Consider the following 13,448-nt stretch of genomic DNA (forward strand, 5'->3'; position numbering starts at 1 on the left):
AAGATCGTGCGCGCCGCCGAGACGTTCGTCCCGGGCTCCGGCTGCACGATCTCTCCCACCCGTCCGCCACCCGGTACACGATCTTCGGTCGTGACCCGCCGAAAGTTCCTCGAAAGAAGTCCGGGAGGCGGCGTCGGATCAGGGCAGAGGTGTTCGTAGTAGGGGTGAGAGGCCGCCCACGAGGGGTGCCCCGAAACGCAGGAGATGATCCGAGATGCAGTACATGGTTTCCGTGATCTTTGACCAGGCCAGCCTGGCCACCCCGGACGAGCAGGCTGCGATCGACGTGTTCAACGACCGGCTCGTGGCCGAAGGCCACTGGGTCTTCGCCGGCGGTCTCGGGGCGCCCACCACGGCCACGGTGATCGACAACCGGGGTGGGGAGGCGATGTTCACCGACGGGCCCTTCCTGGAGTCGAAGGAGTTCCTCGGCGGCTTCTGGATCATCGAGGCCGCGGACCTCGACGTGGCGCTCAAGCTGGCCGCCGAGGGGTCGAAGGCCTGCAACCGGAAGATCGAGGTACGGCCGTTCCTGTGAGCGTGATCGACGTCCGCGAGGCGGTCACCCAGGCTCACCGCGAGGAGTGGGCACGGGTGGTCGCCGCCCTGACCAGGCGTTTCGGTGACCTCGACATCGCCGAGGAGGCGGCGGGCGAAGCGTTCGCGACCGCCGTCCAGCGGTGGTCGGCCGACGGCGTACCGCCCAACCCCGGCGCCTGGCTGACCACCACTGCCAACCGCAGGGCCATCGACCGGATCCGGCGTGAGAACAAGCGCGACGACAAGCACAGGGAGGCTCAGCTGTTGTACGACGACGACCCGCCCGAGCCTCTCGGCACCATCGACGACGAACGGCTCCGGCTGATCTTCACCTGCTGTCACCCGGCGCTGGCGATGGAGGCCCGCGTGGCGCTGACGCTGCGCATGGTCGCCGGTCTGACCATGCCCGAGATAGCCCGTGCCTTCCTGGTGCAGGAGAGCACCATGGGGCAGCGGATCACCCGCGCGAAGGCCAAGATCAAGGCCGCGCGCATCCCCTATCGCGTGCCGTCCGCGGAGGATCTCCCGGCGCGCGTCGCCGGCGTACTCGCCGTCCTCTACCTCGTCTTCAACGAGGGCTACCTGGCCACCGGCCCCGACACCGATCCCGTACGCCACGACCTGACCGCCGAGGCGATCCGGCTCACTCGCCTGATCCGTGCCCTCATGCCAACCGACGGTGAGGTGGCCGGGCTGCTGGCGCTGATGCTCCTGACCGAGGCTCGCCGTACCGCCCGGGTTTCGGGCAGCGGCGAACTGATCACCCTCGACGAGCAGGACCGTGGGGCCTGGGACGCGGCGCTGATCGCCGAGGGTCACCAGCTGGTGCGCGAGCGCCTGGCCTCCGGGATGGCCCCGGGTCGCTACCAGATCCTCGCAGCGATCAACGCCGTGCACACCTCAGCCCGCGACGTACGCGACACCGACTGGTCGCAGGTCGTCGCCCTCTACGACCAGCTCGTCCACCTCGACCCCTCGCCGATCATCGCCCTCAACCGGGCCATCGCGGCCGCCGAGCTCGACGGCCCGGAGGTGGCGCTGGCAGCCGTCGACCGTCTTGAGGACAAGTTGGCCGGCTATCACGCCTACCATGCGACCCGCGCCGACCTGCTGCGCCGACTGGGCCGCAGTCAGAAGGCGCGCGCGGCGTACGACAAAGCCATCGAGCTTGCCGGCAACACCGCCGAGACCGCCTACCTGACACGCCGCCGCGACCAGCTGGGGTAGAGGGACCTTAGCCGCAGGGCGCGGTGTTATATCCGCCCTTACTCGTCGTTATGCCCCAGCTGCCCGGTGGGTCGCCGCAGCCATTCCACCTTTGGCCGACGAGTCTGTTGGTTGACCTGACCTCCCCGTTCTTGAAGGGTGGGCCAGGAACCGCCGACAGGTCAGCGGCCCGAAGACCCCGGAGAACGCGAAATCCCGTCCGATCCAGATGGTCGGACGGGATCCCGTCAACTTCGGTCCAGCCGTTTCAAGAACGGCTCTGGGTGGGGTGTTCACGAGTATGGCTGAGCTGTGTATTCAGGGGGGCAAAGAAGATCGCTTCCCGGCTGGTCCGAGGTCGTTTCCCCATTCCCCGGGCTTCAGGCGAGGTCGAGGATCGGGATCAGTTGCTCCTCCTCATACGTCAGGTGGGCTTCGAGTTCATCGATGAGCCGTTCGATCTCGGCCCGTACCTTCAGCGGATCCTCGCCGGAAAGGGCCTGCTTCAGTTCTTCCAGGAGTACGGCGATGCGCTCGTGCTCCTCGGCCAGCCGCGCCAAGGCCGGAGCGAGTGAGGGATGCTGCTCGGCCAAGCCGGGGAACATCATGGTGTCCTCGCCCGTGTGGTGATGGTGCAGGCCCTGGCAGACGGTCAAGCAGTTGATCCTTAGCTGTGCGCCCAGGCCTGGCCGTCCTGAATCGGACAGTTCCTTGCGGATCAGCGCGAGTTCGCGACGGAAGCCGTCGTGCACCAGCTTGAGGAACGCACCGCCCGACGGTGCGCTATCCCAGCGCGGAGCAGTCACGCGAAGTGCGACGACCGGGATGGTGCGCGTCGTCTTGGCCTGGTAGCCAGCCCAGCCAGGGTCGCCTTCCACCGCCCGGGCGAACGCCGCGTCACGCTCGGCGCCCTCCAGGACCTCCGCCTCGACATCAAAGCTGAAGGCGCCAGTCTCGACGATGGCGCGCGGGTTGGCCTTCAGATTGTGGTACCAGGCCGGGTTGTTCGGCGCTCCCCCGGCGGAGGCGATGACCTGCATACGCCCGGCGCCGTCATGCAGGTAGGCGAGCGGGGTCGTGTGTGGCTTGCCTGAGCGGGCGCCGGTGGTGGTGAGCAGGAGCAGCCTCGCTCCCTCGAAATAGCCACCGACTTGGCCATTGTTGGCGCGGAACTCGTCGATGACCTGCTTGTTGAAATCCATTCTTCTCCATTGGTGGTTCCTGCTGTGCCCGTACTGAATGGAGAAGAAGACGGCGGGCCGCGGGCCCGCGCGGCGATCAAGCGTCAGCCGGGCTGCTCTCTGGTGCGTGGCCCAAGGCCGACCCGGCAGTCACGTACGTCACGCTACTTCATCACGATATTCTCCGCAAAAGTCGCCTGCCTCAGGGCAGCGGGACGACGTAGGAATCGACGCGGGCGATAAGTCCGTCGCGGAACGTGAACAGGTCGTTGAAGGCGAACCGGAATCGGCCGTGGTCGATGCTGGTGCCGCGGCCCTCGCCGGTGGTGACGACGACCGGGCCGTCCTCGTGGATACGCTGGACGTCGAGTTCGGGGCTGCCGGTGAACCCCGGATTCTCGATCTCGCCGTCGAACTCCGCCTTGCCGCGGGTGGTCCGGTGGCCGTGGATGACCCACTCGACGTCGTCGGTGAGGGTCGCGAGGATTCGTGGGTGGTCGCTGGTCCGGAATCCCGCGAAGTACTCCGCGACGAGGTCGCGCTGGGTGTGCTGCGTCATGATGTGCTCCGTTCTGGGGTGATGTCGGGGTGCTGCAGATGTACGGCGAGGGCGTCGAGGATCGAGGCGAGCCCGTCGGCTGCTTGGGCGGTCCGAAGCTCGGGGGGAAGCTGACGCTGGTGGACCGTGAGATCCGTGCCGCCGCCCGCGGGGTGGACCTTGACGGTTGTGCGGAGGCCGGTGAGAGGCTCGTCGAACACGAGTTCATGCGGTGCGGCGACGCTCACGTAGACGAACCGGAGCCGGCGGGTCGCGCCGTCCGGCGCGCGGGTGTCGAGCGCGAACTCTCCACCGGGACGCAGGTCGACGGTCACGGATTCAGGCGGCACGGTGGCGTGCGAACCGCCCCAGAATGCCGCGATGCTTGCCGGTGAGGTGAAGGCGGCCCAGACGCGTTCGGGTTCCGCCGGGAGGTGGCGCTTGGCGATCAGTTCGTCGCCGCGGAGCTCTGAGCTGGCGGTCAACGGACCGCTCCGCCATCGGTGAGATGTTGCTCAAGGGCGGCGAGCCGGTCGTTCCAGGCGTGACGCTGGTCGTCGATCCACGTGCTGAGCAGTGACAACTGGTCGACCCTCAGCCGGCAGGGGCGCCTGGTGCCCTCGCGCCGCTGCTCGACCAGGCCACACCGCCGCAGGACACCGACGTGGTGGGAGATCGCTTGTGGGGTCAGGTCGAACGGTTCGGCGAGTTCTCCCACCGTGGCGTCACCACGCGCGAGACGAGTGACCAAGGCGCGACGGACGGGGTCGCCGAGAGCGGCGAAGGCCGAATCGAGGTCTGGCCTGGGGGCCACGAGTGAGGGGACCATAGGTTCACCCTAGCGCAAATGACCATTTGCGCAAACAATCGTTTTCAAAGAGAGCGCCACGAGGCTGATGCGGAAGGCCCCGAATCCGCTGGGATCCGGGGCCTTCTTTCGACTTGGCTAGCTCGACGCTCGGTGGCGAACGGTCCGCACGGGTCCGTCGCCGTACCAGAACGAGAAGGCGCTATGCCTGGAAGCGCACTACCGTAGACCCGTGTCCACGGCGGTCATCAATGTGCCGGTGTCGCCGGACATCTCCCAGATCATCGCGCCGAGCAGGTTCCTGCTCCGCAGCCAGGCGGTCTTCCTCCCGATGGACCAGGCGTCGTCGAAGCTCCACCACTGCCCGCCGTTGCCGGTGTGGCAGAAGGTGGCGACCGCCTGCTCGTCATGCCGGACGGTACAGCCGGGGACTCCGGCGACCAGGTTGGAGTATCCGCGGGTGCCCGCCTCCTCGGCGAACTGGCCGGGGGCCGCCCCGGTCGCGGTCTGCCATTCGCCGAACTTCCCGCCGTCGGGGACGCCCTGCCAGCCCCGCCCGTAGAAGGCCAGGCCGATGGTGAGTTTCCGCGGGTTGACCCCGGCGTTGGTGTAGACGTTGATCGCGTTCTCCACGCTGAAGTGGAAGTTGTAGGGATCGTCGGTGTCGGCGTACAGGTTGCCCTGGTGCCCGGTCCTGTTCGGCTCCCAGGAGTTGTCGCTGCCCGCGCCGTGGAAGTCGTAGCCCTGGACGTTGAAGATGTCCAGCGACTTGGCGACCTCCGGCAGGTCCCAGCCGGCGGCGAGCTTCGCGGGGTCGGCCGGGGTGAAGGCGGTGAGCTGGTAGCGCTTGCCGGTCTGCGCGCCCAGCGCGTCCAGCTGGCGCCGGAACTCGGCGATCAGCAGGGTGTTGTTGGCCTTGTCGGCCGGGCTGACGTGGTTACCGGCGTGGCCTTCCGCGCCCGGCCACTCCCAGTCCAGGTCGATGCCGTCGAAGATACCGGCCGCCGTGCCCGGTCCCCCGGCTCCGCCCGCGACCGGCAGGTTGCCCTTGAGGTAGATGTCGATGCAGGAGCTGACGAACTTCTTGCGCGCGGCGTCGGTGGCGGCCACGTCGGAGAAGTACTTGGAGTAGGTCCAGCCGCCCAGGGAGATCAGCACCTTCAGCTGCGGGTGCTTGGCCTTGAGCTTCCTGAGCTGGTTGAAGTTGCCGCGGAGCGGCTCCCACCCGGTGTCGGCGACGCCGTCCACGGACTGGGCGGCGCTGAACGGACGCCCGTAGTCGGCATCCGCGTCGCCCGCCCCGTCCCCCTGGTTGGGGTCCTGCGGGTTGGCCGTGGTGCCCCTGGTCACCCCTTGCAGGCAGGTCAGGTTGACCGGGTCGATGTTGCCGAAGGCGTAGTTGAGGTGGGTGAGCTTGGCCGCCGCCCCGCTGGTGTCGAGGTTGCGGACGAAGTACTGCCGCCCGTAGATGCCCCACTGCACGAAGTATCCGACCCTGGCGTACCCGGTCTCCACGATGTCGGCGGTGGTCGCCTTCACGGCCACGCTGGCCGCGGACAGGTTGTCGTAGACGTCGCGTGCTCTGATCGTGAAGGTGTATTCGGTGGACGGCGAGAGCCCGGTGACCGTGGCCGTGGTGCCGATGACCGTGGTGGTTACCGTGCCGCCCACCAGGACGTCGTAGCCGGCGACGCCGGTGTTGTCGGTGGAGGCGGTCCAGGCCAGCGTGACGCTCCCGGAGGTCCTGGCCGTGCTCCGCGGGTTCCCCGGCACGCTCGGCGGTTGCGTGTCATCGGCCGGATTGTTGGTACGGACGTTCAGCGCGGCGCTGGCTGCCGACAGCGTGCCCTTCCGGTCCTTCGCCTTGACGGTGAAGGTGTAGGCGGTGTTCGGGTTCAGCCCCGTGACGGTGGCCGAGGTGCCGGTGGTGGTCACCGTGGCCGGGCCGCCGTACACCTCATAGCCGGTGATCGGCAGGCTGCCCGGCGTCGCCGCCGTCCAGGCCAGCGTGACCGTCCGGGTGGTCTTGACCGGCGAGGTCAGGGTGCCGGGCGCGCCGGGCGGTGTGTCGGCGGACCCGTCGCAGTTCACGTCGTTGATCCGGCAGTTGGTCGCCTGCGCGCCCGCCGTACTGAGCGTGAACGACGGGCTGTACGGCTCGGTGCTGCGACCGGGCTGGATTGTGCCGTTGTAGTGGGCGGGGGTGAGGCTGACTGTACGCCCGTTCTGGCTGATCGAGCCGTGCTGGGCGTTGCTCGCGGTGACCCCGGCGGGCAGGTCGAAGACGATCGACCAGCCGGTCAGCGCGGTCGCGGCGTTGTTGGTGATGACGAAGGTGGCGGAGGTGCCGGTCACGGTGTACTCGGCCACGACCGGGGGCGGTGGCGGAGGTGGGTCGCCGGTGCCGTCGCAGGCCGCGCCCGCGATCGTGCAGGAGGTCGGGCTGACCGGGGAGCTGAGGGTGAACGACGGGCTGTACGGCTCGGTGTTCCGCCCGGGTTGGAGAGTGGCGATGTAGTACGCCGGGGTGAGTTTGACCCGCGTCCCCGTCTGCGTGGTGGTGGCGTGCTGCGCGTTGCTGACGGTGACCCCTGCGGGCAGGTCGAAGGTGATCGACCAGCCGCTGACCGCGGTGGTTCCCGGATTGGCGACCACGAACTTGCCGGTGTTGCCCGACAGGCTGAAGGTCGCGATGAGCCGGGAGGCCGCGTGCGCGGGTGTGCTGGCCAGGACGGCGGTGACAACCAGTCCCAGGAGGAGAGAAACGAGTCTGCGCACGTGGGGAACCTTTCTAAAAGGAAAGTTTCCTAACAGTTGGAGCGTAGACCCGGGCAGACGGGAGGTAAAGACCCAACCGAGCCGACCGAGGCATGCCTCGGTCGGCGTGGTCGTCACGGAACTTAGTGGTACGAGTAGATGTTGGGCTCCGGGTCGTTCTCCTGGAGTTCCCGGCGGTTGCCCTCCGGGCCCCACAGCGACCGGTACGACTGGATGTTGTTCTGGTGCGCCTTCGCGTGCTGGTTGAAGACGACCCAGTTCACCGGCTGGAAGTAGGACCCGGTCTCGTCCGGCGTCGTGAGGGAGCCGGTGTAGCGGTAGGTGGCGTGGCTGTCGGGCAGCATGGCCCTGAGGTCGACGCCCTGGACGCTCCTGGACTCGCCGAGAGCGGGGGGCGACTTGATCAGGCGGTCGTGCTGGGACAGGCCCCGGAAGGTCTTGGCGTCGATGAGGACCGAGAAGACCACGTAGCCCTTCGGCCCGGTCGCCCGCTCGTGGACGAAGTGGGCCTCGAGGGGAGCGAACGGCTGACCGGCGAACTTGTGCTCGGCGTGGCCGTGGAAGTGCACATTGTTCAGGTTGTACCGCTGGCCGCCGTAGGTGATGTACGGCTGCGAACCCCCGGTGCCGATGATGAACCTGACGTCATCGTGCTCGCTCACCTCGCCCAGCGGAGGCTTGTCCTGGAAGAGGAGCGTCCCGCCGACCCTGTACGGGTAGTGGATGGCGAGCGCGGACTGGGTGCCCGGGCATGCCACCGAACGGTCGATCTCAATAGGACTCTGGACCGCGCTGTCCGTGCCGGTGCCCTGGCACGGCTTGACCTGAGCCTGTACGGGAGGGGAAAGGGAAATGAACGGGAGGGAAAAAACAGCGGCCACCGCAATGGGCGCAAGACGATACCGCACCAGTCACCTTTCGTACGAGGGGACGCGAGATGTGTCGTCTACGGAACCAAGTGGGCAATGTCCGTATTAAGGACGACATAAAGGCATTGGCGAGGATAGTCGATCTACCTTGGCGGGTGCGCGGTCGGCCCGGCGTGGGAGGTGGCCGACCCGTTCACGGCCTTCTGGTCAGGGAGACGGGCCGGGCGCAGGACGTACGAACAAAATCTTCCGAGCTTCTCCGAAGTTTTCGTTATCCACCGGTGACCTGCGGGTCTCCTATGTGGCGGCGCGTGCGAGCGCCGCCGAACGTCCCCTCCCCTCAACAGGACAAGGACCCCATTCACCATGAGCACAACCGCCTCGCGCGGCATCCGAGCCGGACGCGCGTCCGACCTACGTCAGGTCCGCCGCCTGGTGCTGGCCGGTGTCCTCGCCAGCCTGCTGGGCACCTCCGTGGTGAGCGTCGCCTCCCCGGCCGCCGCGGCCGAGGTGCCCCTCTCGCAGGGCCGTACCGCCATCGCCTCCTCGGCGGAGCGCGGTGACCTGTCGCCCGCGGCCGCCTTCGACGGCAAGACCGGCACCCGCTGGTCCAGCAAGTTCAGCGACCCGCAGTGGCTTGCGGTCGACCTCGGCAAGTCCACCGCCATCAAGAAGATCGTCATCAACTGGGAGAACGCCTACGCCACGGCGTTCCAGATCCAGACCGCCGCCAGCAGTAACGACCCCTGGAAGACGGTGTACAACACCACGGCGGGCAAGGGCGGCGTCCAGACCATCAACGTGTCGGCCACCGGCCGGTTCGTACGGCTGTACGCGACCAAGCGGTCCACCCGGTACGGCGTCTCCCTGTGGGAGTTCCAGGTCTTCGGCACCGGCTCGGGCACCTCGAACCCGACCCCGACCCCGACTCCGACCAAGCCGGCTGAGCCGACGCCCAGCGCCACCCCGACCACCGGCACGCCTGCCGCCGGCTGGGTACCGGTGAACCAGGCCGAATGGAAGAAGGCCCTGGACGCGTACAACAAGGTCGCACCCCAGACGGTCCCCGCGAACATCGTCAGAGTCCCCGAGTTCCACACCAACTGCACCGTGGCCAACGAGGCCAAGGACGACCCGATCGTGCTGCCCGGCCTGCCCGGCGCCTCCCACCTGCACACCTTCTTCGGCCCGAAGGTGTCGGCGAACACCACGACGGAGGACCTGCTCAAGAGCACCACGACCTGCGACGCTCCTGGGGACAACAGCGCCTACTGGGCGCCGACCCTGCTGAAGAACGGCAAACCGGTCCCGATGAAGAACTTCCGCGTGTACTACGGCTCCCGGCTCAAGGACCCGGCGGACGTCGTGCCGTTCCCGCCGGGCATGCGCCTGGTGCAGGGCGACGCGAAGCGGCAGGTGGCGACGCCGAAGGGTGCCTCCGGCCAGTTCTGGTGCGCCGGCAGCGCGGAGACCGGCCGCAGCGCCGACGGCAACTGGCCCGTCTGCGCCCCGGGCGGCAACCTGATCTACCAGCTGACGTTCCAGGACTGCTGGGACGGCAAGCACATCGACTCGCCCGACCACAAGTCGCACATGGGTCCGGCCAAGGACGGCAAGTGCTCCGGCGCCTACCCGGTCGCGCTCCCCAACATCTCGCTCATGCTCGGCTACGACTCCCTCGGCGGTGACGGCCTGGCGCTGTCGTCGGGCATGGCGTCTTCGATTCACGGCGACTTCATGAACGCGTGGAAGCCGGAGACCCTCGGCGCGCTCGTGAAGATCTGCATCAACCAGAAGGCCAAGTGCGGCACCACACCAGGCTGGGGCCGCTGACCAATCCCCGCCACCTCCGCATTACGTGCCGTGCCGGTGATCCCACGTCCCGCGGGGCTACTGGCACGGCACGCGTGGCCGTGCCATATCACCGGCACGCCACGTTTGACAGAGACCAAGCGTGACAGAGGTAGCGGCAATCGTGCGCGCCGCCTAAACGTTCGTCCCAGGCTGCGCCTGTGATCTGCACCCGATCAGCCAACCGGCTCAGGTTCACTGATCGCCGGGCGGAGCGGATTCCGCCCGGCGATCAGCTCGTTCACGTGATGCTCATCGGACGGTGACCCGGTCGCCGGCTGGTGCGCTGACCGGCGAGTTCTTCACCAGATAGGTGGCCAGGGCCCCTCTGTCGTCCGGGCCACCGCGATAGACGCCGGTGGCTCCGGGCCATCGCGGGAAACCTTCGTAGCCGCCCACCAGGATGTAGTTGGCCGCGATTCTGATGACCTGGTCGTCGGCCACCGGAACGCCGTTCAACGTCATCTCGGTGACAGCGCCGCCCTCCAATGTGTAGCGGAGCGAGGACGACGGCGTGAGCACCCAGCCCTGCGCGTTCGGGTGGGCGAGGACGGACTTCAGCGCGGCGCCGGTGATCGCCCACACGTCCACCGCGAGCCCGGCCGGAAGCGTCGCGAACACCTCCTCGTAGGTGACCGGGCCCGCGTCGAGGTCCAGGTGGAATCCGTACCTGCTGACCAGGGCGGCCTCCGCACCCGACCGGGCCTGAACTGCGTCGAGGTTGGCGTCGGCGACCAGTTCGGCCAGCGGGCCGCCGCTGGGCGTCCGGACGATGGGCTCGGAGGTCTCGCCGAAGGTGTCGTCCGCGTCGGCCATGCCGCACTCGAAGTAGTAGAGCGTATTGGACATGAGACCGTCGGGCTGCCTGAGCTCGATTTGGACCGACGTCTGACCTGGCGTCGGTGTCTCGAAGTCCCATTCCCAGTCGAGCGTCGCAAGCAGGGCGGTGAAGCTGCCGTTGTGCTTGATGGGGGATTTGAGATTCTTCCATTGCTCGGTGCCGACGATGCGGTATTGGATGAGTTGCAGGCCCGGAGGGAGTCCTTCGAAGGTCCCGTAAACCTTAAAGGTCAACGGGCACTTCGTCGCAGTGGTTCGCTCGAATGAGAGGGTGAGTTTCCGCACCGGATTGTCGGCCGATGCGAGTGGGGCGGAAGCCGTACCGGAAAAGGATCGCCGGGATGCGGCTTGCGCGGCGGGAACGAAAACACCGGACGCCAGAACCGCAACGGCCGCCAGCCCTCCGATCCGACGCCGAGCCCTACTGGGTAATCCCACAGTCTTCCCATCTGTCGATGACGACAAGGACGAGCAGAGACTAGCCACGCCGACCGACAATCCCGCACGCCGAATGAGTGAAACCGGCCGTGGCTCCCGACGCTCCGACGCCCGATTGCCTTCCTTGAAGGCGAGCGCGGGCGCGTAGCCGTACCTCACCCCGCTGGGACCAGCCCGACATGGTGGCTTCGGTCCACCGGCACCTCCAGAACGGTGGCGTGGGCACCGCCCGCGTCGATGAGGTGATCTTCCAGAGTGGGGCCGGCGACGGTCAGCCCGTGGCGGTGCAGCCAGCCGAACAGCTCCTCACCGGCGCGGACGACGCCAATCGAGGAGGGGACGACGGCGCGTACAACGGCGCGGGCGGGCAGAATGAGTTGCTCGCCGCCCCGATCGGTGGTCACCGCTGCGGCGAAGCCGCCCGTCGGGTGTCCGCCGAGCCAGGTCAGCAAGGTCGACGGCGATACCGCCGCGCAGATGACGGCCAGCTCGGATGCGTGCTCGAGACGCAGGCGGCGTACGCGCAGGCGGCGCGGCCCCACCGTGGTCTGCTGAGGCAGTATCGATATGGGTGTCATGAGGTGATCCTCAGCCTGAGCAGCGGTCGCGGCCAATGCGGCGATGTCGCGGTGGAGACTCGTCACATTTTCGGCCAAGGCCTGCCGCAGCTGTGCCTCGGGCGCGTCAAGCAGATCGGTGATCCGGCGCAGCGGCAGGCCGAGGCGTTGTAGTCCCCGGATGCGCTCCAGCCGGGACAACTCGGCCACGCCGTACCAGCGATAACCCGTAACCCGATCCACCGCGGCGGGCATGAGCAGCCCGATCTTGTCGTAGTGGCGCAGGGTTCGTTGGGATACCCCGGCCATACGTGCCAGTTGACCAATCCGCCACATGACGACTCCCTGTCCTCAGCGTGTTGACCTTCTCCCTGTGTCAGGGTTCTACCGTCACCATCCATGACTGATCTGAACCCCGGGGCCCGGCTTACCGGTGTCCTGCTGCTGATCTCGCTGGTGGCCATGATTGCCGGTGCGGCCATCGTGGTGCCATCGGGGCTGACCCTGAATCCGGCCGACCCCGATGCCGCGCTCGCCGCGGTGGGCGAGCAGGTTGGGCTGCACCTGACCGAACTGGCCTTCGACGTGCTGGGCTGGCTGGGGTTGACCGCGGCCGGGCTGGTCATGGCCGCGAGCCCGCACGTCGCACCCAGGCCGCACCTGGTAGTGCTCGCCGGCGGGCTGCTGGCCGCCGCCGGGCTGGCGGGACTGCTTCACGACGCCGGGAACCTGGCACTGACCCGTCTGAGCACCGATCCGGTCACGCCGGCCACCGCCACTGTGGCCACGGCGTTGCTGCTCACCGCCAAGTGGACGGTCAACCTGGCAGGGCTGCTCTGGGTCGCCGCCACAACGACCACCGCGGTGGGCGTCCCCATGCCCAGCGGGCTTCGCGGGGCTGGCGCCATCGCGGCGCTCTGCGGCCTGGCCGCGGTCGCGCTGCCGTGGACGACCGGGACCGACGACCCGTCGGAGGCATCGGAGCAGCTCGGGTACGCCCTCTACCTGCCGATCATGATCTGGTACGGCGTACTGGGCTGGCGCTATCTGTGGAGGCAGTGAGTGGCGCACGTGGCGGCATGGTGCATGCCCGCCCTGATCAGGGCACGCCGATCCTACCTGCTGCACAACAAGCTGGGCCCCGACGGCACCAGCCCGAACTCGGCAGAACCAGGCTCACAATCCCCTGAAACGACAAGATCCCGCCCAATCAGCAAGATCAGCCGGGATCCCGTCAACGTCCGTCGGGATCGCTGGTCTCATATCCTGGGCAGTTGCTCGCGCAGAACCGTGTCCAAGGTGGTGGGCCGGCGGCCGAGCAGGGTGGTCAGGGTCGGGTCGACCGCAGCGAATTCGCCGGCGCGGCTGGCGGCGAAGATGCCCAGCACCTGGTCTGCGGCCTCGGCGGGAACACCACGGCCGATCAGCTGCCCCCGGAACTGGTCGTCGGGTGCGACGGTCCTGGTGATGGTGCGGCCGGTGGCCTGGGTGGCGAGCTTGGCGACGTCGTCCAAGGTGAACGCCTGGGTCGCGGTGAGCGGTGGGGTGGGCCCGTCGAAGCGACCTTCCTCGGCCAGGATCGTGGCGGCCGCGTCGGCGAGGTCGGCGTGCGCGGTCCAGCTCACCGGCCCGTCAGCGGGGAGCGCGATCTCTCCGCCGGTGGCCAGGACCGGATTGAGGAACTGCACCGTGCTGGTGGCGTAGAAGCCGTTGCGCAGTGAGGTGAACGGCACGCCGCAGGCGCGCAGTGCGTCCTCGGTGGCGGCGTGGTCGCGGCAGGCCTGGAAGTGGGAGGCCGCGTCGGCACCCATGTGGCTGGTGTAGAGGATGCGGCGGGCGCCC

Annotated in this window: 14 protein-coding genes; 4 read left to right on the forward strand and 10 right to left on the reverse strand. The window is 68.0% G+C overall.

Annotated features, from left to right (window positions below; all coding sequences use genetic code 11):
* Window positions 1-214: 214 nt before the first annotated feature.
* Window positions 215-538, forward strand: a complete 324-nt coding sequence (locus Amac_RS34955) for a YciI family protein (RefSeq protein WP_155358695.1) — start codon at window positions 215-217, stop codon at window positions 536-538.
* A complete protein-coding gene (locus Amac_RS34960; RefSeq protein WP_218041470.1) occupies window positions 535-1,767 on the forward strand; it encodes an RNA polymerase sigma factor in 1,233 nt (410 codons plus the stop codon). Before Amac_RS34955 ends, Amac_RS34960 begins: the two co-directional genes overlap by 4 nt.
* Window positions 1,768-1,774: 7 nt before the next feature.
* On the opposite strand, the gene Amac_RS58135 is transcribed toward Amac_RS34960, so the two are convergent.
* From Amac_RS58135 to Amac_RS34990, 7 genes are all read right to left on the reverse strand, one after another.
* On the reverse strand, window positions 1,775-1,990 hold the full coding sequence (locus tag Amac_RS58135; protein WP_373869913.1) for a DUF6289 family protein: 216 nt from the start codon (window positions 1,988-1,990) through the stop codon (window positions 1,775-1,777).
* Window positions 1,991-2,126: 136 nt separating this feature from the next.
* Window positions 2,127-2,948, reverse strand: a complete 822-nt coding sequence (locus Amac_RS34965; RefSeq protein ID WP_155358696.1) for a nitroreductase/quinone reductase family protein — start codon at window positions 2,946-2,948, stop codon at window positions 2,127-2,129.
* A gap of 181 nt (window positions 2,949-3,129) precedes the next feature.
* On the reverse strand, window positions 3,130-3,486 hold the full coding sequence (locus Amac_RS34970) for a nuclear transport factor 2 family protein (protein ID WP_155358697.1): 357 nt from the start codon (window positions 3,484-3,486) through the stop codon (window positions 3,130-3,132).
* The gene (locus tag Amac_RS34975; protein WP_155358698.1) at window positions 3,483-3,950 is read right to left on the reverse strand and encodes an SRPBCC family protein; all 468 of its coding nucleotides are present in this window, start codon (window positions 3,948-3,950) and stop codon (window positions 3,483-3,485) included. Before Amac_RS34975 ends, Amac_RS34970 begins: the two co-directional genes overlap by 4 nt.
* Window positions 3,947-4,294 carry an ArsR/SmtB family transcription factor gene (locus Amac_RS34980; RefSeq protein ID WP_155358699.1) on the reverse strand — a complete coding sequence of 116 codons (348 nt, stop codon included), beginning with the start codon at window positions 4,292-4,294 and terminating at the stop codon, window positions 3,947-3,949. Before Amac_RS34980 ends, Amac_RS34975 begins: the two co-directional genes overlap by 4 nt.
* 198 nt (window positions 4,295-4,492) lie before the next feature.
* Entirely contained in the window at window positions 4,493-7,051 is a 2,559-nt protein-coding gene (locus Amac_RS34985; RefSeq protein ID WP_155358700.1) for a glycosyl hydrolase family 18 protein, read from the reverse strand.
* 122 nt (window positions 7,052-7,173) lie between these two features.
* Window positions 7,174-7,959 (reverse strand): carbonic anhydrase family protein, encoded by a 786-nt coding sequence (locus Amac_RS34990; RefSeq protein ID WP_170322811.1) that lies wholly within the window; start codon window positions 7,957-7,959, stop codon window positions 7,174-7,176.
* A 327-nt stretch (window positions 7,960-8,286) separates the two neighbouring features.
* On the opposite strand from Amac_RS34990, the gene Amac_RS34995 reads away from it, so the two are divergent.
* The gene (locus tag Amac_RS34995) at window positions 8,287-9,753 is read left to right on the forward strand and encodes a DUF1996 domain-containing protein (RefSeq protein WP_155358702.1); all 1,467 of its coding nucleotides are present in this window, start codon (window positions 8,287-8,289) and stop codon (window positions 9,751-9,753) included.
* A gap of 270 nt (window positions 9,754-10,023) precedes the next feature.
* On the opposite strand, the gene Amac_RS35000 is transcribed toward Amac_RS34995, so the two are convergent.
* Both Amac_RS35000 and Amac_RS35005 read right to left on the reverse strand, forming a co-directional pair.
* The gene (locus Amac_RS35000) at window positions 10,024-10,845 is read right to left on the reverse strand and encodes a 5'-nucleotidase C-terminal domain-containing protein (RefSeq protein WP_155358703.1); all 822 of its coding nucleotides are present in this window, start codon (window positions 10,843-10,845) and stop codon (window positions 10,024-10,026) included.
* Between the two features lie 359 nt (window positions 10,846-11,204).
* Window positions 11,205-11,942, reverse strand: a complete 738-nt coding sequence (locus Amac_RS35005) for a MerR family transcriptional regulator (RefSeq protein ID WP_155358704.1) — start codon at window positions 11,940-11,942, stop codon at window positions 11,205-11,207.
* Between the two features lie 63 nt (window positions 11,943-12,005).
* Here Amac_RS35005 and Amac_RS35010 point away from each other — a divergent pair, with 63 nt between their 5' ends.
* Window positions 12,006-12,668: a hypothetical protein gene (locus Amac_RS35010; RefSeq protein ID WP_155358705.1), complete on the forward strand. Its 663-nt coding sequence runs from the start codon at window positions 12,006-12,008 to the stop codon at window positions 12,666-12,668.
* A 197-nt stretch (window positions 12,669-12,865) separates the two neighbouring features.
* On the opposite strand, the gene Amac_RS35015 is transcribed toward Amac_RS35010, so the two are convergent.
* Window positions 12,866-13,448: NmrA family NAD(P)-binding protein (locus tag Amac_RS35015; protein WP_444978809.1), on the reverse strand; the 583-nt coding region annotated here is incomplete at its 5' end.

The organism is Acrocarpospora macrocephala, from assembly GCF_009687865.1.
Lineage (GTDB): Bacteria > Actinomycetota > Actinomycetes > Streptosporangiales > Streptosporangiaceae > Acrocarpospora > Acrocarpospora macrocephala.

Coding starts and splice junctions, on each gene's coding strand:
- Amac_RS34955 (WP_155358695.1), top strand. CDS start 215: ATGCAGTACATGGTTTCCGTGATCTTTGACCAGGCCAGCCTGGCCACC.
- Amac_RS34970 (WP_155358697.1), bottom strand. CDS start 3,486: ATGACGCAGCACACCCAGCGCGACCTCGTCGCGGAGTACTTCGCGGGA.
- Amac_RS34980 (WP_155358699.1), bottom strand. CDS start 4,294: ATGGTCCCCTCACTCGTGGCCCCCAGGCCAGACCTCGATTCGGCCTTC.
- Amac_RS34965 (WP_155358696.1), bottom strand. CDS start 2,948: ATGGATTTCAACAAGCAGGTCATCGACGAGTTCCGCGCCAACAATGGC.
- Amac_RS35005 (WP_155358704.1), bottom strand. CDS start 11,942: ATGTGGCGGATTGGTCAACTGGCACGTATGGCCGGGGTATCCCAACGA.
- Amac_RS35010 (WP_155358705.1), top strand. CDS start 12,006: ATGACTGATCTGAACCCCGGGGCCCGGCTTACCGGTGTCCTGCTGCTG.
- Amac_RS34995 (WP_155358702.1), top strand. CDS start 8,287: ATGAGCACAACCGCCTCGCGCGGCATCCGAGCCGGACGCGCGTCCGAC.